This window comes from Geminocystis sp. (assembly GCF_041753295.1).
In the GTDB taxonomy this organism is placed as follows: domain Bacteria; phylum Cyanobacteriota; class Cyanobacteriia; order Cyanobacteriales; family Cyanobacteriaceae; genus Geminocystis.
The window spans coordinates 19,485-39,280 of sequence record NZ_JBGSUU010000036.1 but is presented as its reverse complement, the minus strand read 5'-3'; the positions used below and the strand labels follow the sequence as shown (position 1 = coordinate 39,280).

The 19,796-nt window shown below is 33.2% G+C and carries 18 protein-coding genes and 2 tRNA genes; 7 read left to right on the top strand and 13 right to left on the bottom strand.

All coding sequences use genetic code 11. From position 1 onward, the window contains the following. Positions 1-97: 97 nt before the first annotated feature. Positions 98-1,630: a peptide ligase PGM1-related protein gene (locus tag ACEW8E_RS02860; RefSeq protein WP_373478825.1), complete on the top strand. Its 1,533-nt coding sequence runs from the start codon at positions 98-100 to the stop codon at positions 1,628-1,630. 64 nt (positions 1,631-1,694) lie between these two features. On the opposite strand, the gene ACEW8E_RS02855 is transcribed toward ACEW8E_RS02860, so the two are convergent. From ACEW8E_RS02855 to ACEW8E_RS02835, 5 genes are all read right to left on the bottom strand, one after another. Beyond that, positions 1,695-2,288: a DUF1997 domain-containing protein gene (locus ACEW8E_RS02855; RefSeq protein ID WP_373478824.1), complete on the bottom strand. Its 594-nt coding sequence runs from the start codon at positions 2,286-2,288 to the stop codon at positions 1,695-1,697. A gap of 74 nt (positions 2,289-2,362) precedes the next feature. Next, positions 2,363-3,529, bottom strand: coding sequence for a sulfate adenylyltransferase (gene sat / locus ACEW8E_RS02850; RefSeq protein ID WP_373478823.1), 1,167 nt, complete (start codon positions 3,527-3,529; stop codon positions 2,363-2,365). A 119-nt stretch (positions 3,530-3,648) separates the two neighbouring features. Next, complete coding sequence (locus tag ACEW8E_RS02845) at positions 3,649-5,589, bottom strand: prolyl oligopeptidase family serine peptidase (RefSeq protein ID WP_373478822.1); 1,941 nt, start codon at positions 5,587-5,589, stop codon at positions 3,649-3,651. 67 nt (positions 5,590-5,656) lie between these two features. Continuing rightward, on the bottom strand, positions 5,657-6,985 hold the full coding sequence (locus ACEW8E_RS02840; protein WP_373478821.1) for a hemolysin family protein: 1,329 nt from the start codon (positions 6,983-6,985) through the stop codon (positions 5,657-5,659). A gap of 91 nt (positions 6,986-7,076) precedes the next feature. Further along, entirely contained in the window at positions 7,077-7,388 is a 312-nt protein-coding gene (locus tag ACEW8E_RS02835; RefSeq protein ID WP_373478820.1) for a hypothetical protein, read from the bottom strand. 84 nt (positions 7,389-7,472) lie between these two features. Between ACEW8E_RS02835 and ACEW8E_RS02830 the strand changes: the two genes are divergently transcribed. Further along, positions 7,473-7,545: transfer RNA gene (locus ACEW8E_RS02830), tRNA-Ile, on the top strand. 8 nt (positions 7,546-7,553) lie between these two features. Here the strand turns inward: ACEW8E_RS02830 and ACEW8E_RS02825 are convergent. After that, positions 7,554-7,973, bottom strand: coding sequence for a hypothetical protein (locus ACEW8E_RS02825; protein WP_373478819.1), 420 nt, complete (start codon positions 7,971-7,973; stop codon positions 7,554-7,556). 60 nt (positions 7,974-8,033) lie between these two features. Between ACEW8E_RS02825 and pyrE the strand changes: the two genes are divergently transcribed. The 4 genes from pyrE to ACEW8E_RS02805 all read left to right on the top strand — a co-directional run bounded on the left by pyrE (position 8,034) and on the right by ACEW8E_RS02805 (position 12,248). Further along, positions 8,034-8,594 carry an orotate phosphoribosyltransferase gene (gene pyrE, locus ACEW8E_RS02820; protein WP_373478818.1) on the top strand — a complete coding sequence of 187 codons (561 nt, stop codon included), beginning with the start codon at positions 8,034-8,036 and terminating at the stop codon, positions 8,592-8,594. Between the two features lie 383 nt (positions 8,595-8,977). Beyond that, the gene (locus ACEW8E_RS02815) at positions 8,978-10,201 is read left to right on the top strand and encodes an ATP-binding protein (RefSeq protein ID WP_373478817.1); all 1,224 of its coding nucleotides are present in this window, start codon (positions 8,978-8,980) and stop codon (positions 10,199-10,201) included. 154 nt (positions 10,202-10,355) lie between these two features. Further along, entirely contained in the window at positions 10,356-12,038 is a 1,683-nt protein-coding gene (gene ilvD, locus ACEW8E_RS02810; RefSeq protein ID WP_373478816.1) for a dihydroxy-acid dehydratase, read from the top strand. Positions 12,039-12,174: 136 nt separating this feature from the next. Then, positions 12,175-12,248: transfer RNA gene (locus ACEW8E_RS02805), tRNA-Met, on the top strand. A 203-nt stretch (positions 12,249-12,451) separates the two neighbouring features. Here ACEW8E_RS02805 and ACEW8E_RS02800 read toward each other — a convergent pair. Next, the gene (locus tag ACEW8E_RS02800; RefSeq protein ID WP_373478962.1) at positions 12,452-13,576 is read right to left on the bottom strand and encodes a class I SAM-dependent RNA methyltransferase; all 1,125 of its coding nucleotides are present in this window, start codon (positions 13,574-13,576) and stop codon (positions 12,452-12,454) included. Between the two features lie 65 nt (positions 13,577-13,641). Then, a complete protein-coding gene (locus ACEW8E_RS02795) occupies positions 13,642-14,697 on the bottom strand; it encodes an AI-2E family transporter (RefSeq protein WP_373478815.1) in 1,056 nt (351 codons plus the stop codon). A 148-nt stretch (positions 14,698-14,845) separates the two neighbouring features. Between ACEW8E_RS02795 and mreD the strand changes: the two genes are divergently transcribed. Then, positions 14,846-15,388 carry a rod shape-determining protein MreD gene (gene mreD / locus ACEW8E_RS02790; RefSeq protein ID WP_373478814.1) on the top strand — a complete coding sequence of 181 codons (543 nt, stop codon included), beginning with the start codon at positions 14,846-14,848 and terminating at the stop codon, positions 15,386-15,388. Between the two features lie 29 nt (positions 15,389-15,417). Here mreD and ACEW8E_RS02785 read toward each other — a convergent pair whose 3' ends face one another. The 5 genes from ACEW8E_RS02785 to minC form a co-directional block, all read right to left on the bottom strand. Then, positions 15,418-15,732 (bottom strand): lipopolysaccharide assembly protein LapA domain-containing protein, encoded by a 315-nt coding sequence (locus ACEW8E_RS02785; protein ID WP_373478813.1) that lies wholly within the window; start codon positions 15,730-15,732, stop codon positions 15,418-15,420. 327 nt (positions 15,733-16,059) lie between these two features. Further along, entirely contained in the window at positions 16,060-17,652 is a 1,593-nt protein-coding gene (locus tag ACEW8E_RS02780) for a glucose-6-phosphate isomerase (RefSeq protein ID WP_373478961.1), read from the bottom strand. Between the two features lie 110 nt (positions 17,653-17,762). Further along, positions 17,763-18,047, bottom strand: coding sequence for a cell division topological specificity factor MinE (minE, locus tag ACEW8E_RS02775; RefSeq protein WP_373478812.1), 285 nt, complete (start codon positions 18,045-18,047; stop codon positions 17,763-17,765). Positions 18,048-18,089: 42 nt separating this feature from the next. Then, positions 18,090-18,896 carry a septum site-determining protein MinD gene (gene minD / locus ACEW8E_RS02770; protein ID WP_373478811.1) on the bottom strand — a complete coding sequence of 269 codons (807 nt, stop codon included), beginning with the start codon at positions 18,894-18,896 and terminating at the stop codon, positions 18,090-18,092. Between the two features lie 83 nt (positions 18,897-18,979). Further along, a complete protein-coding gene (gene minC / locus ACEW8E_RS02765) occupies positions 18,980-19,786 on the bottom strand; it encodes a septum site-determining protein MinC (protein ID WP_373478810.1) in 807 nt (268 codons plus the stop codon). Positions 19,787-19,796: the final 10 nt, after the last annotated feature.

The window sequence follows — 19,796 nt, the reverse complement described above, 5'->3', positions numbered from 1 at the left end:
GATAAATATTATTAAGATTTTTGTAATTTTAAAATTTATTAATACTATTTTTTGATAGAGTAAAATTAATAAATGCTTCAAATTTTTATTATAAATTATGACTGTTTCTCTTGAAGATAAAGAACATTTTAAAACCTTACAAAATCAATTAAAAAATTATTGGCAAGAAGGAGATATTTTAGAAAATGATGATCAAGATATTCTAGTAATTCCTTCCTTTAGTATTGATCAAGAAGTAGGTAAAAAAGTTGTCGGATTTTTACACTATGAAGAAAGACTTTTATTTTCTTTAATTCGTTTAAGAAATCCTCTCACTCGTCTAATTTACGTCACGGCACAACCTTTATCACCTATTATTATTGATTATTATTTACAATTATTACCCGGTATTCCTTTTTCCCATGCCAGAGAACGTTTATTATTATTAACAACCTATGATTCTTCACTCAAACCATTAACAGAAAAAATTCTAGAAAGGCCTCGTTTAATTAATAAAATTAAGCATTTTTTACGACCAAACAAAAGTTATATGGTATGTTTTAATTCAACTATTTTAGAACAAGAATTATCGATTAAATTAGACATTCCATTATTAGCATCTAGTCCAGAATTATTATATTGGGGATCAAAAGGAGGTAGTCGGAAAATTTTCGCTAAATGTAATCTTCTTCATCCTGATGGCAGTCAATTAGTTTATAATATTAACGATTTAATTAGAGAAATTACTTTATTATTAGAAAGAAAATCTTACTTAAACAAAGTAGTAATAAAATTAAATGAAGGCTTTTCAGGAGAAGGTAATGCAGTTTTAGATGTTAGTGGTATTAGCGGTTTATTTTCCGCCGATTTAAGTTTAGAAAAAAAAGACAATTTAGTTACTCAAATTATCCATGAAGCCAAAGTACAAGGATTAGGAGAAACTTGGATAAATTTTTGTCAACGTATTCCTGAATTAGGAGTAATTGTCGAGGCATTTATTGAAGGAAAAATAAAATTTTCCCCTAGTATGCAAGGTTATATAACTCCTAGTGGTAAAGTTGAAATAATTTCTACCCATGATCAAATTTTAGGAGGAGAAGATGGACAAATTTATCTCGGTTGTCGTTTTCCTGCCCAAGAAGATTATCGTTTACAATTACAAGAATTAGGCTTAAAAGTAGGCTTAGAATTAGCAAAAAAAGGAGCAATGGAAAGGTTTTCTGTGGACTTTTTAGCTGTAAAAGAAGAAAAAAAATGGTTATTATATGCCATAGAAATTAATTTGAGAAAAGGTGGTACAACTCACCCATTTATGACATTAAAATTTTTAACTAATGGTAACTATAATACTGATGATGGTTTGTTTTATAGTCCTAAAGAAAAAGAAAAATATTATATCGCTTCTGACAATTTACAAAAACCTCAATATCATGGATTATTGCCTTATGATTTAATGGATATTATCGCTAAACATCATTTACATTTTGATAGTAGCACCAAAACGGGTACAGTATTTCATTTAATGGGTGCATTATCAGAATTTGGCAAAATTGGTTTAACCAGTATTGGTAATTCTTGGGAAGAAGCAGAAACTATTTATCAAACAGTAGAAAATATTTTAGATAGTGAAACCGAAGATAATTTAAAATAGGTTATTTCTTACTATCATCTTCTATCTCTTATGGAAAAAATTTATAATTTATTGACGTTAAATATTAAGTTTCATACAATTTTAAAATACTTTGAGGATGAGATATTTTTTCTTTTTCTCCTTGAGCAAAACTATAATAATCTTGCAATAATTGAGACATTAATTGATGTTTAATTCGCATTAATACACCTTTTAATAAACTGTTACCCGTAGTTTGTAAAATAGCTTTAGGAGTTAACCACAAAGGTGGAGGTAAATCAACTTTTACCGTTAAATTTGCCTTCCCTTGTAAACAAATTTTACCCTCTATTTCCACAGGAGTTAATTTACCTTTAAGATCAAGAGAAAATCGACGATTAATATACTCAATACCTTTAATTTCGCAAGATTCAGACTTTAAATAAACATTGCCACTTGCACCAGTCCAAACTTTTAAAATAACACTAGGTTGAAAATGATAAATTTCTAAAAAATTAAGAGGTTTCATCTGCAATTGATAAAGATCATTTCCTAAAATTTTCAGTAATTTTTCATCTGCAATAGCTTTAACTAAACGAAAAGGTTGCCTTAAATAATGTTGAATAGGAATAATTTGTTGTTGAACTTCTAAGTTAACAATTTCTTCAGCCTGAAAATTAATTTCACTATTATTAAACAAATATTTATACCCCTTTTTTTATCATAAATAATTGGTTTTTAATTGTTAATTATTAATTGTTTTATTTTAATGGATTATTGGTGCATTGCTTTAGCTAATTCCGCAGCAACTTTTGGGCGAGAAAATTGTGGAGGAGGTAATTCACCACGGCGTAACATTTCTCTTACTTTTGTACCAGATAAATGAATACGATCTTCTTTTGTAGCAGGGCTAGTTTTAGACGTAGCCATTTGCTCGGTAATTTTACAATAAAAAGCGTGCTCAAACATCATGGGAGTAATACCTAATTCTTCAGGCTTAAACTGTTCAAAAATTAATTGAGCGTCATAAGTACCATAATAGTCACCGACACCTGCATGATCTCTACCGACGATAAAGTGAGTACAACCATAATTTTTGCGAATTAAAGCATGAAAAATGGCTTCTCTAGGACCAGCATAACGCATAGCAGAAGGATTAATGGCAAGAATTACACGATTTTGAGGAAAATAGTTTTCTACCATAATCTCATAACAATTCATCCGTACATCAGCAGGAATATCATCACTTTTTGTCGCACCTACTAAAGGATGTAAAAATAAACCATCAACGATTTCTAAGGCACATTTAATGATATATTCATGGGCGCGGTGAATGGGGTTACGGGTTTGAAAACCAACAACAGTTTTCCAGCCTCTATCCATAAACATTTTACGAGACTGTGCAGGATCAATTTGATAGGATGGGAATAAAGGATGAGAGTCTCTTTGTAACAACCAAACAGGACCAGCTAAGTTAATTTCTCCTTGTTCATATACAACTTTAACACCAGGGTGTGCTTCTTCGTCGGTAAGATAAACGTTAGTTGCTTCATGAGCCTTATTATAACGATATTTTTGGGTAAGTTCTAAAACTCCGACAAATCTACCATGAGGATCATCTAAACGTATCCAACTGCCTTCTTTTAAAGGTTCGGCTACTTCTTGAGTTACAGATAATGTTACAGGTACAGACCAAGGAAGTCCATTCACAAGACGCATTTCTTCAACGACTCTTTCGTAGTCATCCTGTGCCATAAAGCCATTAAGGGGACTAAAACCACCAATAGCGATCATAACAAGATCTGAGGTTGCTCTTTCATCTAATTGAACTCTAGGTAATTTATCGGCTTGTGCCATAAATTCGTCTCTTTCGGCAAGAGTTGCAATACGGTTGACTAAATGCCCACCATGAGGGGCTATAGTTTCTATGATTTGACTCATATATATTTATTTTATAAATCTTTCAGATTTTATCCTATCAAGCAATGAAACAATGAGCAATTAGGAATTAGGAGACAGGAGTTAGGAGAAGGAGTTAGTAATTGATTCTCAGGGATATTTTAGCCTATTTCGTAATTAAAAATAAGAGCATAAAATTGAAATTCACCATCTAAAGCTCGTTTAATATTTTCAGATTTTCTAAAGCCATGTTGTTCATCAGGAAAAGTTACATAAATAGTTTTAATTCTTTTATTTTCTAAGGCTTTAACCATCATTTCCGCTTGATTTGGTGGGACAATTTTATCTTCTAATCCTTGAAAAAATGCCACAGGACAAGATAGTTTATCTATGTGATTTATAGGTGATCTATTTTGATAAATTGCTTTTTCTTCAGGATATTTACCGATTAAATTATCTAAATAACGAGACTCAAATTTATGGGTATCTTGAGCTAAGGCTTCTAAATCACTAACACCATAATAACTTGCACCAGCTTTAAAAGTATCATAAAAAGTCAAAGCTGCTAGGGTAGTATAACCTCCAGCACTACCTCCTGAAATTGCTAATTTATTTTCGTCAACTTTTCCTTGTTTAACTAAATATTTAGCAACATTGATACAATCTTCCACATCGACAATACCCCAATTTTGATTTAATCTTTGACGATATTCTCTTCCATAACCCGTACTACCACCATAATTAACATCAACTAAAGCAAAACCTCTACTGGTCCAGTATTGTATTCTTAAATTGTATAATGCGGTGGTTGCTGCGGTAGGTCCTCCGTGACTTTTAACTAATAAGGGGGGTAATTCTTCTTCTGTGGCGGAAAAATCTTTATTTTGGGGAGGATAATACCATGCGAAAGCGGTTTTACCGTTACTGGTGGGAAATTCAATTTGTAGGGGTTGACTTAAATAACCTTTATCTATATCTAAGTCACTGGAAGATTTGATAATTTTGGTTTCTCCTGTAGCAATATTAATTTTTATCACTCCAAGAGGTTGAGTTGGTGATCCTCCTGTAAACAAGATATTATTATTCTTGACTTGTAAATAGGCAATATTTGTAAAAGAAATATTTAGATTTGTCAGGCTTTTATTTCTTGTGTGTAAACTAGCTAAATGAGAAATACCGTCTTGGGTATAGGTACAAATAATGGTATCTTCATCCGCAAAACCATAAACTGATTCTCCGAAAACCCAATGAGGATAACCAAATTCTGCATCTAAGGCGTAGAGAGAGATAACTTCTCCTTTTTTTTCTCGGCGATAAATATTCCACCAATTTCGGCGATCGCAACTAAAATATAATATACCGTTAGGGCTAAATTCAGGCTGACAAACGGATTCATTTTTGCCTCCTGCCACCAATTCCACATTAGTTAAACTACCATCGGGTTGAATATCGGCTAAATATAATTCTGTACTATCCCAAGGCATATTAGGATGTTGCCATGATAACCATGCTAATTGAGAGTTATCAGGAGAAATACGAGGAGAAGAGTAAAAATCTGCACCATTAACTAGAGTTTTAACTTCTCCAGTGATTAAATCAATAGTAACCAGTTTATTTTCAGGTTCAATTTTGCCATTTTGAACTCCCTCAGAATTGGGGGTTGGGGGGCTATTTAAGTTACTATGATCTTCAGCGACACAAATTAAGCGATTACGAATTTTATCAAAGGAAAAATCAGCATAACGTAAAGAAGATTCAGCCGTTAAGGGTTGAGGAGTTTCCCCTTTTTTTTGTACATAGAGCCGTTGATCACTATAATTAGTAAAATAAATGATCCTTTCATGAATAAAAAATGCACCGCCGCCATATTCATGAACACGACTACGCACATTAAAAGGTTTTGGGGTAATATCTTCTATTTTACCATCGTCATTTAATTTAACAATAACAGATCTACCGCCTTCTGAAGGTCTATTTTCTAGCCAATATATATCATTACCGTCAAATTTTACTGCACTTAAACCAATGGTATTAGATACGATTAAATCTGAACTGATAGGCGATCGCCATGAACCATAATTTGCGATGGTAGTTTGTGTCATATTTCCCTTTATCATTGCTTCACCATTATCTTGACATAAATTTTGTCTGTCAACTATAAGTTATTAATTATTGATCTTGTATCGTTATTTTTATTTTATTAATACGAGGGCCATCCACATCCATAACGGTAAACTGTAAATTATCAAAATTAAAAATTTCTGACTCTTTAGGTATTTTTTGCCAATGATAGACGAGAAAACCTCCTAAAGTTTGGTATTCATCAACTAAAGGTAAAGTAAAATCTAATAAATCATTTAACTCCTCTAAATTAATTTGTGCGCTGATGAGAAAATTTTGCTCATCGATGACAGTAATATTAAAATTATCATCATCATCTTGATTTTGATCACCCCCTAAAATTTCATCGATTAAATCTTGCATAGTAACTAATCCTGATGTGCCACCATAATCATCGACAATAATGACCATTTTTGAGGGAGATTGTTGCATAATAGCTAATAATTCGCTTAAGGAAGTGGATTCTGGTAAAAAACGAGCTGGTTTGACAAAATCTTCCAAAGAAATATTTAGATTAATAGAATTATTTTCTAAAGTCGAAACACAATCTTTAAAATTAACGATACCTCGAATATCATCTAAAGAATCGCCAATAATCGGATAATGAGAATGTCTAGTTTGTGATACTTCTACCCATAAATCACCGTAAGTTGCAGATAAATCAAGGGCTTTGATATTAACACGAGGTGTCATAACTTCTGATGCTTCAACATCGCCAAATTCAAAAATATTACTTAATAATTCTCTTTCTTCCGCTTCTAATCCCGATGAATCTCTTTCAGTTTTAATAATTAACTGTAATTCTTCTGGAGTTACTTGTTTATACCATCCTTGCCCTGTATATTGAATACCAATTAATTTTAATAGAAAGCGAGTTGATTGATTAAGAACATCAATAAAAGGCTTAAAAATTCCGCCAATAACAATAATAGGAGCTGCTAAAAAACGAGCTAATTGTTCGGGATATAATAACGCTAAAGACTTAGGACAAAGTTCACCTAAAACAATTTGTAAATAGACTAATAAAAAAAAAGCTAAAGGAATAGAAATAGAGTGAGTTAAAATATCAATTATTGTTTGAGGAAAAGGTAAAAAAGAAATTAAATGCTGTAGAGAAATTGCCATCGTACCTTCTCCAATCCAACCTAATGCTAAACTAGAAAGAGTAATGCCTAACTGAGTTGTAGAAAGTAATCTATCTAAACTTTTTTGTAAAGATTGTACTGTTTGAGCAGGTATATCACCACCAATAACTAAATGATCAATACGGGATCTTCTTACGGATACAATTGCAAATTCACCCATAACAAAAAAGGCATTAATAAAGATTAAAAGAAAAATTGCACAGAGTCTAAATAACAATTGATGCCATGTCATTATTAAGATCTCCTTCCTAAAAAGATAACCAGTTTTTTCCTTTCAATTCCTAACAAATAATAACTATTCATTTTTGATGGTTAATTGATATTTATTTACCTGATTTTTCCTTAACTTTACTTTCTTCTCTATTTTTTTTGATATAGTCATAAACAGTTACTAACATAGTTTGTTCTTTCATGAGCTTAAATTTTTTGATTTGTCCTCCATTAGTATCTTCATTATTATTGATTTTTTGAGTAGGATTTTCTTGGGGTGAGGTTACTCCTTTTAAAGATTCTCTACCTAAATAAAAAGATAAAAAACCAGCGGATAAACCCACGGCTAAACTACTAAAAACCGCTACAGCACTGGTGATTACTGTATAGTTAAAGGCTATTCCATTATTAAACTTTAATTTCATAGAAATAAAAACAATTAATTAATTTGACAAAACCATAACAATATATTTTATAATGGTATAGTCAACTTGACTTTTCATTATTAACCAGGGTTGGCCGAGCGGTTGAGGCAGCGAACTCATAATTCGCCCAAGACAGGTTCAACTCCTGTACCCTGGATAACAGCATTATCGTAAATAGTTATTAGGATCTTCGTTTAACGAACTATCAAAAGGGTTATTAAGATCTTTAGTTCTAAAAATGGGATCTTCTTTTTGTAACTGTTTAAAATAATCGCTCATAATAGTACTAAGTAATAAACCGTCTCTGGCAACGTTATTTTCAGGATATGAACCTTCAGGGAAAGTTCGCCAACCTAAAATAGTATTTAAAGCGCCATCAATAGTTGCTTGTTCATAAAAAGTACCGCTATTTTCTGAAAAAGCCTGATTAACTAATTCATTGACACTCAAAGGAGAACTAACTTCAACTATATCTACTTTAGAGGAATTATTTTGAACGGGTTTAGCTTCACTAGGATTGGTGATGATACAAGTTAAAGTTGTTAAAGTGGCAATAGTCAAAAAACGAGAAAATTTTGATAACATAATTGATATTTGGTAAGATCATGTTGCTCTAATTGTAGCGGATCTACATTAAAAAATTTTATGAAAAATAATAACGTTTCTTTGCGACAAGAATTACTCGATTTATTAGTCAAATATGCTTATCAAGAAGGAGACTTTATCTTATCTTCAGGACAAAAAAGTAGTTTTTATCTCAATTGCAAACAAGTAACTTTAAGAGCTCAAGGTGCATTACTCGTTGGTAAATTAATGTTTTCTTTACTCGATGAAAATACTGCAGCAGTGGCAGGATTAACTTTAGGTGCTGATCCTTTAGTTAGTGCTGTGAGTGTAGTTTCTGCCTATGAAAATCATCCTATTCCTGCTTTAATCATCCGTAAAGAGGCAAAAGGTCATGGTACAAAGGCTTATATTGAAGGCCCTAGTTTAGAAACTAATGCTACAGTTATTGTTTTAGAAGATGTGGTGACAACGGGGAAATCTGCTATGTTAGCGGTAGAAAGATTAAGAGAAGCTGGTTATCAGGTAAAAAAAATTATTTCTTTAGTCGATCGCCAAGCAGGAGGAAGGGAATTTTATGAATCTCAAGGATTAGAATTTGAAAGTATTTTTACTCTGGCAGATATTCAAACTCATAAATAAGTAGGGGTTGCTGAAAAAGTCTGAGGAAGGGGTAGGGCAAAGGGCAATGGGCAAAGGGCAAAGGTTTTAATGGTTTTGATTTTTGAAATTAGAATTTGTAACTATATAATACTACCCTGTTTTTTGAGCAAAAATGCCTAAAACTACGCACTTTTTTATTAACTTAACGATGCCCCAAGCCTTGATTTTAATAGCTTTCTGATTTATTCAGCAAACCCTAAGTAGATAGGGAAAATTAATTGTCTGTTTATTTTCCCCATTTCCCTTCTAATTCCCCATCCCCCTTCTAATTCCCCTCCTAACTCCTATCTCCTATCTCCTTTCTGTTTTTTGAAAAAAAAAGATAAAATAAGGATAAATTTAACTTCTAGCTATCATTATCTATGAAAATCGCTCCATTACCTGACAACGAAAATCAGCGAATCGAAGCGCTAATGAGATATAACATCTTAGATACCGACTTTGAGGAAACCTATGACGAAATTACTAAGTTAGCCGCTTCTATTTGTGGAACTCCTGTAGCTCTGATGAGTTTAATTGATAGCGATCGCCAGTGGTTTAAATCTAAAGTTGGTTTATCTGCTGGTGAAACCCCACGAGATTTAGCTTTTTGTGCCCATGCTATTCTTGACGAAAATATTTTAGTAGTCCAAGATGCTTCTCAAGATGAACGTTTTGCTGATAATCCCCTTGTCACCCAAAATCCTCCTAGTATCCGCTTTTATGCAGGTGCACCTTTAATTACTCCTGATGGTTACGCTTTAGGTACTTTATGTGCTATTGATTCAGTCCCAAGAAATTTAACACCTCAGCAATTAAATGCTTTAAAAATTTTGGCTAAACAAATTATTAGTCAATTAGAATTACGCATGGCTTTTCAGAAATTGCAAGAATATTCTCAAGAATTAAAGGAATTAAATGCTAGTAAAGATAAGTTTTTTTCTATTATTGCCCATGATTTAAAAGCTCCTTTTAACACTCTCTTAGGTTTTAGTGAAATACTCAAAGATAACGGAAAAAGTCTTAATCCAGAGGAAGTTGAAGATTTAGCTACAGAAATTTATAATTCAGGTCAAATTACCTTTAAATTACTCAAAAATCTTTTAGAATGGTCAATGTTAGAAACAGGCAAAATGAAGTGTCAACCAGAAAATATTAATCTTGATCATCTTGTTAATGATGTTGTTAATATTATTTCTTCTACCGCTAAAGAAAAAAATATCTCTTTGGGTGTTACTGGTGATTCTTCTGTATTAGTAGAAAGCGATCACAAAATGTTATTTTCTACCTTACAAAATTTGGTATCTAATGCCATTAAATTCACACCTTCAGGAGGCAAAATCAATATTGAGATAAATCATGATCAAAAATTTATCACTATTAATGTGATTGATACAGGAGTAGGGTTGACATCCAAACAAATAAACCAACTTTTTAATATTGAATGTTGCTGTAGTAGTGAAGGTACCCAAGGAGAAACAGGTACAGGATTAGGTTTATTATTATGTCAAGAATTTGTTGAAAAAAATGGCGGTAAAATTTGGGTTAATTCTGAAGTAGGGAAAGGCTCAACTTTTAGTTTTACTATTCCCATGGCAAAGGAATAATAGTTATTAAAAATAAATATAATGTTTGAATATATTAAATTATATTTTAGTTATTTAGATTTGATACGCCCTATCTTCATGGGAATTTTGCTTTTTGTTTAATTGTTAATGCACAACATGAGAAAATAAAAATAATCTTAATCTTATAGATACTATGACAGACAATTTAAAAAGTAAAACTATTACTGAAGGAGTACAGCGATCTCCTAACCGTGCTATGCTTAGAGCTGTTGGTTTTGGTGATGATGATTTTAGTAAGCCTATCGTTGGGGTTGCTAATGGTTATAGCACTATTACTCCTTGCAATATGGGCTTAAACGATTTAGCCTTAAAAGCTGATGCTAGTATCAAAAAAGCTGGTGGAATGCCTCAAATGTTTGGCACTATTACCATAAGTGATGGTATATCTATGGGTACAGAAGGTATGAAATATTCTTTAGTATCCAGAGATGTTATTGCTGATTCCATCGAGACCGCTTGTACTGGTCAAAGTATGGATGGTGTAATCGCTATTGGGGGTTGTGATAAAAATATGCCAGGGGCGATGATTGCCATGGCCAGAATGAATATTCCTGCTATTTTTGTTTATGGTGGTACGATTAAACCAGGTCATCACAACGGAAAAGATTTAACGGTAGTTAGCGCTTTTGAAGCTGTAGGACAATATAGTGCTGGAAAAATTGATGAGACAGAATTAACCGCCATTGAAAAAAAAGCCTGTCCGGGTGCTGGGTCCTGTGGTGGTATGTTCACAGCAAATACTATGTCATCGGCTTTTGAAGCGATGGGTATGAGTTTGCCTTATTCTTCTACAATGGCAGCCGAAGATGCCGAAAAAGCTCAAAGTACGGAAAAATCAGCTTATGTTTTAGTGGAAGCTATCCGTCAACAAATTTTACCTAGTCATATTCTTACCCGCAAAGCCTTTGAAAATGCCATCGCTGTTATTATGGCAGTGGGTGGTTCGACTAACTCCGTATTGCACCTGTTGGCGATCGCAAATACGATGGGAGTAGAATTAACCTTAGATGACTTTGAAAATATTCGCCAAAGAGTTCCCGTTATCTGCGATTTGAAGCCTTCAGGACGTTATGTAACGGTGGACTTACACAACGCTGGGGGGATTCCTCAAGTGATGAAAATGCTCTTAGCTAATGGCTTGTTACATGGTGATTGTTTAACTATTACTGGACAAACCATTGCTGAAATCTTAGGGGATATACCCGAAAATCCTCCTGTTAATCAAGATGTAATTCGTCAATGGGGAAATCCTCTATATAAAGAAGGACATTTAGCTATTCTTAAAGGTAATTTAGCCTCCGAAGGTTCAGTAGCGAAAATTAGTGGGGTTAAAAATCCTCAAATGACTGGACCTGCTAGGGTTTTTGAGTCAGAAGAAGAATGTTTAGACGCTATTTTAGCTGGTAAAATTCAAGCAGGAGATGTGGTAATTGTACGTTATGAAGGCCCTGTAGGCGGACCGGGTATGCGTGAAATGTTAGCTCCAACATCAGCTATTATTGGCGCTGGTTTAGGGGATAAAGTAGGTTTAATTACCGATGGACGCTTTTCTGGTGGTACTTACGGTTTAGTAGTTGGTCATGTTGCACCAGAAGCCGCCGTTGGTGGTAATATTGCTCTGGTGAAAGAAGGTGATAGTATTACTATCGATGCCCATGAAAAATTGTTGCAAATAAACGTCTCTGATGAAGAGTTAGCAAAACGTGCAAGTCAATGGCAACCTCCACAACCTCGTTATCGTCGGGGTGTTTTAGGTAAATATCGCAAATTAGTTTCTTCAAGTAGTTTAGGTGCTGTTACAGATTTAAACCTATAAAATACCCTAGGGGCTTAATATATTAAACTTCCACATATATAAAGCCCTATCTCCTATCTCCTTACTGAGGTTATGAAAAAAAATATTTGTTAATGGTTGTTAAATTCAAAAATTATCGTTATAATAGAAAAGACATCGCGGGATAGAGCAGCCAGGTAGCTCGTCGGGCTCATAACCCGAAGGTCGGTGGTTCAAATCCGCCTCCCGCCATAAATTATAATTTATTAAAGGATATATTACTTAGGGTTGACTGAATAAATCAGAAAGCTATAATATATCAGCGAAAATGCGCTTAATAAGGTTTTATTCAAAAAGTAAACGTTTTTTACATTATTTTTTTGAAACAATTGTATAATATCGTATATTGTTTATAGCCTAAAAACCTTTATTTTTTAAGTATTATTTCCTGTCTCCTAATACATTTCATATTTTAATAATGTGCAAGGAATACCACCATTGTTGATGGGAATGCGACGAGAGGTGCGTAAACCGACTTTTTTACTTAATTCTTTATTACCAGTTAAGACATAAGCAGTCCAACCTTTAAAACGTTGTTTCAATACATCTCCTAAGAGTTTATATAAGGGAAATAGTGCTTCTACATCAGAAATGCGTTTACCATAAGGGGGATTACAGATTAAAATCCCAGATTCGGCTGGGGCGGTGATGTCTGCTAAATGTTGTTGATAAAACTTCACTTGATCTCCAATTTCACAGGCAAGTGCGTTACTTTTGGCTTGTATAATCACATCAGCATCAGCATCTGTGCCAATCATAATGGGTAAATACTCTTTTTGGCTACTTTCGGCTTCTTTTAGCAAACTTCCCCATAATTTAGCGTCATAGTCTGGCCAATTTTGGAAACAAAATTTATTGCGATATAATCCAGGGGCAATATTTAACCCCATTAAAGCGGCTTCTAATAAAATAGTACCTGAACCACACAAAGGATCGACAAGGGGTTGCTCTGGTGTCCATTCGGTAATATATAATAGTGCGGCGGCTAATGTTTCCTTAAGAGGTGCTAATCCCATGGCTGGGCGATAACCACGACGATGAAGGCTGTCTCCTGAGCTATCAAGGCTTAAAATACAGTTATTTTCGTGAATATGGGCGTTTATGACTATATCAGGTTGGGCAGTATCTACATCAGATCTTACTCCTTTTTGTTGCTGTTGTTGATCTACGATGGCATTTTTAATTTGAATGGCGGTGACGTGATTATTATTGAGTTGAGGGTTTTTGCCTGTGCAACGTACTGCTATAGTTTGATCAGGTTGTAGATATTGTGACCAATCTATGGCTCTTACGTTACGATATAGTTGCTCTGGATTCCCACTGTTGATGTTTTGTATGGGCATTAATACTCGAAAAATTGTCCTTGCCCATAGGTTTATCTTATATAATAAAGTTTGATCTCCTTCAAAATATACTCCAGTAAATTCAGGTTTAACGGCAGTTGCACCCATTTTCATTAATTCTTCGGCGGCGATTTCTTCTAAACCTCTGGCTGTGGTAGCGAAATAAGATACTGTCACCATAAAAAAGAGCAATAAACGAATAGTAAATAATACTATATCAGAAAATTTGTTCTTAACCTTGATCAATCAATAGTTTTTGATGGCTCAATTTTGTCTATAGTTTCTGGTGAAATAGGATTATCTGTTTTTACTAAACGTATCCAAGCTGCAATCATTCCTGCGATGGGAATTGCTAAAAATACTCCCAATAATCCTGCTATTCTTTCTCCTAGAAATAAAGCTAAAAATAGCAATACTGGATTTAATTCTAAGGCATTGCCCATAATTTTGGGTTGCAAATAATTATCTTGGATTTGTTGAAGTAAAATACTGGTAATCACTATTTTTATTGTTAAATCCATTCCTTGAGAGGCAAATACTAAAATCGCTACAATCAAAAGTCCGAGAGTTGCACCGATACCCGGAATTACATCAAGGATACCGATAATCACTGATAAAATCAAAGCATAGGATACTCCTAAAAAGGAAAAAGTGATAAAAGTTGCGATGGATAAAAACAACATTAACAGTAATTGTCCTCGTAAAAAACCGAGAAAACTTTGTTCAAATGTTTGGGCAAAACGGCTACGATATTCTAATGGTATTAATTGTAAAAAAAGTTGCCACAATTTATCACCATCGATTAACATATATAAGCTAATTACTGCACCAAAAATTAAAGTCAAAAAGCTAGAAAATATTTTCTGTACTATAGTTAAACCTGAAGCTAATCCACCTTGTACCGTTTCAATAATTTTCTTTATTTCTAAATTAAGCAAAAAATCCTGAAAGGGAAGAAAATCTTTTTGATTTAACTTGTTTCTAAGCTGACTTAATAAACCTTCTCCTTGACTATATACTTCTATGCCTACTAACATAACCATAGCCGTCAATAAGACTACTGCTACCAAAAAAGTAATGGCGATCGCCAACCATCTAGGCATATAACGACATAACCAAGCAACAGGATAGTTTAACAATGTGGCAAAAATAGCAGCAGCAGAAAAAATAGCAATAGTGGTATAAAAATAATTAATTAATAAAACAATAACCCAACTACAGCTAAATAACAATACAAAACGTAATAAATTTGAATTACTAAGATCTTTCCATGATTGAGATGAAGGAGGTTGCTGCATAATGAGTGATTGTGGTTAAAGTATTGATGGTAAACTTGACAAACTTTATTTTAATCGTGAAGCTGATAAAGTGCTATTAATGTCGATTTATTACTTTGAAAAGAATAGGATAAAGCCTTAATTACAAATTAATGTTATTAATAAATTTATGTTAAAAAGACTAGATATAAGTAGTAAAAATAAAGATTGGTTACGTCTATTTTTAATTGTTTTTTCCTTAATTATTTGTTGTTTATTATTATTAGTAAGAATTTCAGGCTTAGAGTTAATTGGTATAACGCCAAATTGGTTATTAATGTGGTTAGTAATTTGGAGTGTTAAACGCAATTTATGGCAAAGTATTGTAGCAGCTATTTGTTTAGGATTGATATGGGATAGTTTAACGGGCTTTTTTCCTTCCCATATTTTAGGTTTAATAATAGTTAGTTTATTTACTAGCAATGTTTATAAAAATAAGTATGTTAAAGAAGATGTTATTTCCTTAACTTTAATCGTTTTCGCTATGGCAATTATGAATGAGACAATTATCGCTTTACAATATAGTATTCAAACTCAAATACCTTTAATTGATATATGGTTAAATTATCAAAAAAATTCTTTAACTTCCGCAATAATTAGCAGTTTATGGACTCCTTTAATATATTATCCTTTAGATTATATTCTTAAACCTTTACCTTTTGAAAAGAAATAATTTCAATAATAAATATAGTTAAATTTTATTTAATCCCAATCAAATAAGGGATCTTTTTCTTCTTCTAATTCTCGGTTAAATTTTTGATTTTGTCTTTTACTTTGATTAAATTTAGGTTTATTTTTTTTCGATTTATTATTACTAAAAAATAGGGGAATAATTGCTCCTATTATAAAACCAAAAGCCAGAATAAACGAGAGTAAAACACCTAGGGGAATTTTTATTGATTCAAAAAAGAAAAATTTTAAACTAATTAACTCAATATTTTGAATAGAAAATAATGCTATTACAATAAGCCAAAATCCTATTATTAAGCTAATGATAATTTGTTTTGTTTGATTCATTTATCTTCTAAAAAAAGTAGTCATAATAACCTGAGTAAAATGCAAAAAACCTTGTTATTAATAATAGTTTAAGAGTCCTAGTTAATTAAAAGTTTTGGCTATGTTACTTCTGTTTTTGATAAAGTATTCCTTGAAAAAGTTAGCAGGTGTCAGCTATAAGGATTAGGATAAGGATTAGGGTTTTAGGTTTTAGGTTTTAAATAATGAGTTTAGACACTATTCAAAATTCTTTCTATCTCCTATCTCCCCGTTTCCTTTTATCTCCTATCTCCCCGTTTCCTTTTATCTCCTAACTCCCCGTTTCCTTTTATCTCCTGTCTCCTCAACTTAATAACGTGTGACTTTTAATTCACTAGGAAGTTTTTTATCTCCTTCTAAGATTAATCCTCGATTATTTGCGGATAAATGCCTTAAAATTTTGTAAATTGATTCAATTTCGTCTGTTTTACCTAATTGATGAGCAATGTCACTAATAGTTAAAGAATTAGTGCTATTTTTAACTAAATTGAATATCTCTGTTTGTAAATTCAAAACTGATGCGGCGGCTTTTTTACCAGCTTCAACTCCCGGTTGATGATAGGCATTAATATTCACAAGATAAGCATAAATACTTACTGCTCTTTCATATAAAGCAATTAAAGCACCTACAATTTTGGGGGTAACTTCATTAACCGTAATAGTAATAGAATCTCTACCGTTATCATATAAGGCTTTTCGAGTGCCTTGCAATAAGCCTGAAAGGTAGTCACCTGCGGTAATATCTGTTTCTAATTCAAGGGATTTTCCTTCTCTATCCTTTAAGACTTCAATAAAGGTAGCAAAAAAGTTAGGTATTCCTTCCCGTAATTGTTGTACATAGGCGTGTTGATCTGTTGATCCTTTGTTACCATAAACAGCGATACCTTGATAAACTATGTTGCCATCTAAGTCTTTTTCTTTGCCTAAAGATTCCATTACTAATTGTTGCAAGTAACGACTAAATAAAGAAAGACTATCTTTATAAGGTAATACTACCATGTCTTTTTCTCCTTTCCCTTTTCCTGCATAATACCAAGATAAAGCGAGTAAAGCGGCTGGATTTTTTTTCACATCGGTTTCTCTGGTGGCAATATCCATTTCTTTTGCACCAAGTAACATCCCGTCAATATCGATGCCTTCTAATAAAGCTGGTAATAAACCTACGGCGGATAATACGGAAGTTCGCCCTCCTACCCAGTCAAACATGGGAAAACAACCTAACCAATTTTCTTCTTTCACCACCTGATAAAGTTTGCTACTGTCATCCATCATAGTGATAGCACAAGCATAACCAGAAAAATCTAAACCTTTTTGTTGATAGGCTTGTTTTATCTCCACCATACCATTACGAGTTTCTGGTGTGCCTCCTGATTTACTAATCACTAAGGCAAGGGTGGTTTTTAATTTGTTACCTAATTTGGCTAAAACTTGATCAATTCCTGCAGGATCTGTGTTGTCAATAAAGTGTATCTTTAAGTTAGAGTCAATAGATGCTAAAGCCTGATGGACAAATTGAGGGCCTAAAGCAGAGCCTCCGATACCTATAGAGAGTAAATCTGTAAATTTTTCTCCTTGAGGGGTTGTTATTGTGCCTGAATGGATTTTTTGGGCAAATTCTTTGATTTGTGTTAAACCGTCAATGATTTCTTGTTTAATTTCGCTATGAGGTGCAATGTCAGGATTTCTTAACCAATAATGTCCTACCATGCGTTTTTCATCAGGATTTGCGATCGCACCTTCTTCTAACTTAGCCACGGAATCAAAGGCGGAGGAAAATTTGGGTTGCATGGAGAGATAAAAATCATCGTCAAAACCCATGCGACTAACATCAACATAAATTTCTAAACCTTGATGATAATAAAGCCAATCTTGATAGCGTTGCCAAAGTTGTAAATTATCCATAAATCTAACAGTCATGATATGTTCCTATTTTCCCATTATGATCGACATTGAGCAATTAGGAGTTAACAATTAAGAAACAATCTAAAAATTGATTTTTTGAAATTAAGAGATCAAGTTTCTTTAGTATTACCTCTTTTAATTTTTTTGATGGGTAAATTAGCACTTAAAGAAGTGATACGATCATTACTTTGTATGGAAAATTCCATTTCTTCTACGTCAATATCGAGATAACGGCTAACTACTTCGATGATTTCTTGACGCATTTTCTGGATAAGTTCGGGATTGACACCTGCTCGATCATGCGCTAGAACTAACTGTAAGCGATTTTTAGCTCGATAACGACTTTTTTTTGCTCCAGTCCAAGAATTAATTGTCCCAATAATATCTTTAAACATAGTTTGATGGATGATTTAGTGTGAGTTAAAAATAAATAGATTTTATTTACCAGAAAAACCGAAAAAACGACGTATTCTAGTAAATAGAGTATCTTGACTAGCCATCAAATCAAGATAAGGAACTTCAACCCCATCAAGTCTTTGAGCAATATTTTTAATAGCCATACCGGGTAAAGATTCTTCTTCACTTAACACTAAAGGTTCGCCACGATTAGAAGAAGTGATAATTCTTTTATCATCAGGTACAATGCCTATTAACGGTATTACTAATAAATCCATAATGTCTTCGACACTAATCATCTCATCCATTTGTACCATTTCTGGGCGTAAACGATTGACAATTAAACGAATACTTTTCATATTTTCGCTTTCTAACAACCCCACTACTCGATCTGCATCTCTAACGGCTGCTACTTCAGGAGTCGTAACAATTAACGCTTCTTGAGCGGCTACAATGGCATTACGAAAACCCATTTCAATCCCCGCAGGGCAATCTACAAAAATATAATCAAAATTAGGACTTAATTGCTCAATAACTTCTTTCATTTGTTCGGGAGTAATGGCATCTTTAGTACGATTTTGAGCCGCTGGTAATAAATGTAGTCCGGGTGTTCTTTTATCTTTAACAATGGCTTTTTCTAAAGTACATTCTCCTGATAACGCATCAATAATAGTGTAAACAACTCGTTGTTCTAATCCTAACAATAAATCTAAATTTCTTAAACCAAAATCCGCATCAATTAAACATACTTTTTTACCTAATTGGGCAACTGCTGTGCCTAAATTAGCTGTAATGGTAGTTTTACCGACACCACCTTTTCCTGATGTAATAACAATAACTCTACTCATAAATAAGGATTGTGAGAATATAAATATAAATAAACGAACTAAGCAAAACTAATTGTACATCAGTCTCTTATTTAAAATAAAAATTAAAGTTTCAGCCAATAATTTTTTGCAGAAATAAAATCATGATGACGATTAAAGTTAAAAGCGGAATAAATTTTAATTCCTTCGGAGCTAATATAAGCAACTTCCGCCATGTTATGATCGTGAGGATTATCGGGAGCTCTTGCCACTAGCTCTGCTATTCTTAACTGAGTAGGTTCTAATCTTAAAGCCATAATCAAGGCGGCACGATTACCCATAGCTCCTGCATGGGCAATACCTCTTAATGTCCCCCAAATAAATACATCTCCTTTGGCAATAATTGTCGCCCCCGGGTTAACATCTCCAAATACAACAACAGTACTAGGATGGTAAATTTCTACCCCTGAGCGAATGGTAGTTTTTAAGTACAAAGGTTCTGCTAAATCTTGATTTTGTTCTGTTTCGTTTTCTCCTATTAATGTGGAGGTTAAAGTTTCTTGTCTGACGGAATAACCTGCGGTAGAAGCTGCTACGGCGGTTTGTCTGCGTCGAGTAATAATTAAATCAAGGGTTAAACCAACTTGCTCAAAAATAGTCTTTAACTCACTAATTTGTCTAGTATCTAATAATCGATCATTACTTTGTAAATGAACTTTTGTACCCAGTTGCCAAGATGTATCTATCTTTTGTAATCGAGTTTTAAAATCGTCAAGGATTCTTTGCCATTGATTTGCTTCAGTTTTATTAAGAGGAGGTAAACTGATGATGACAATTTTTCCTTTTTTGGTTAAGTTAATTTGTTCTTTACTACTCAGGATTTTAAGCGGTTTTACTTCACTTTTTTCCCCTGAAATTTCCAACTCAGTCACTACTTTTTCC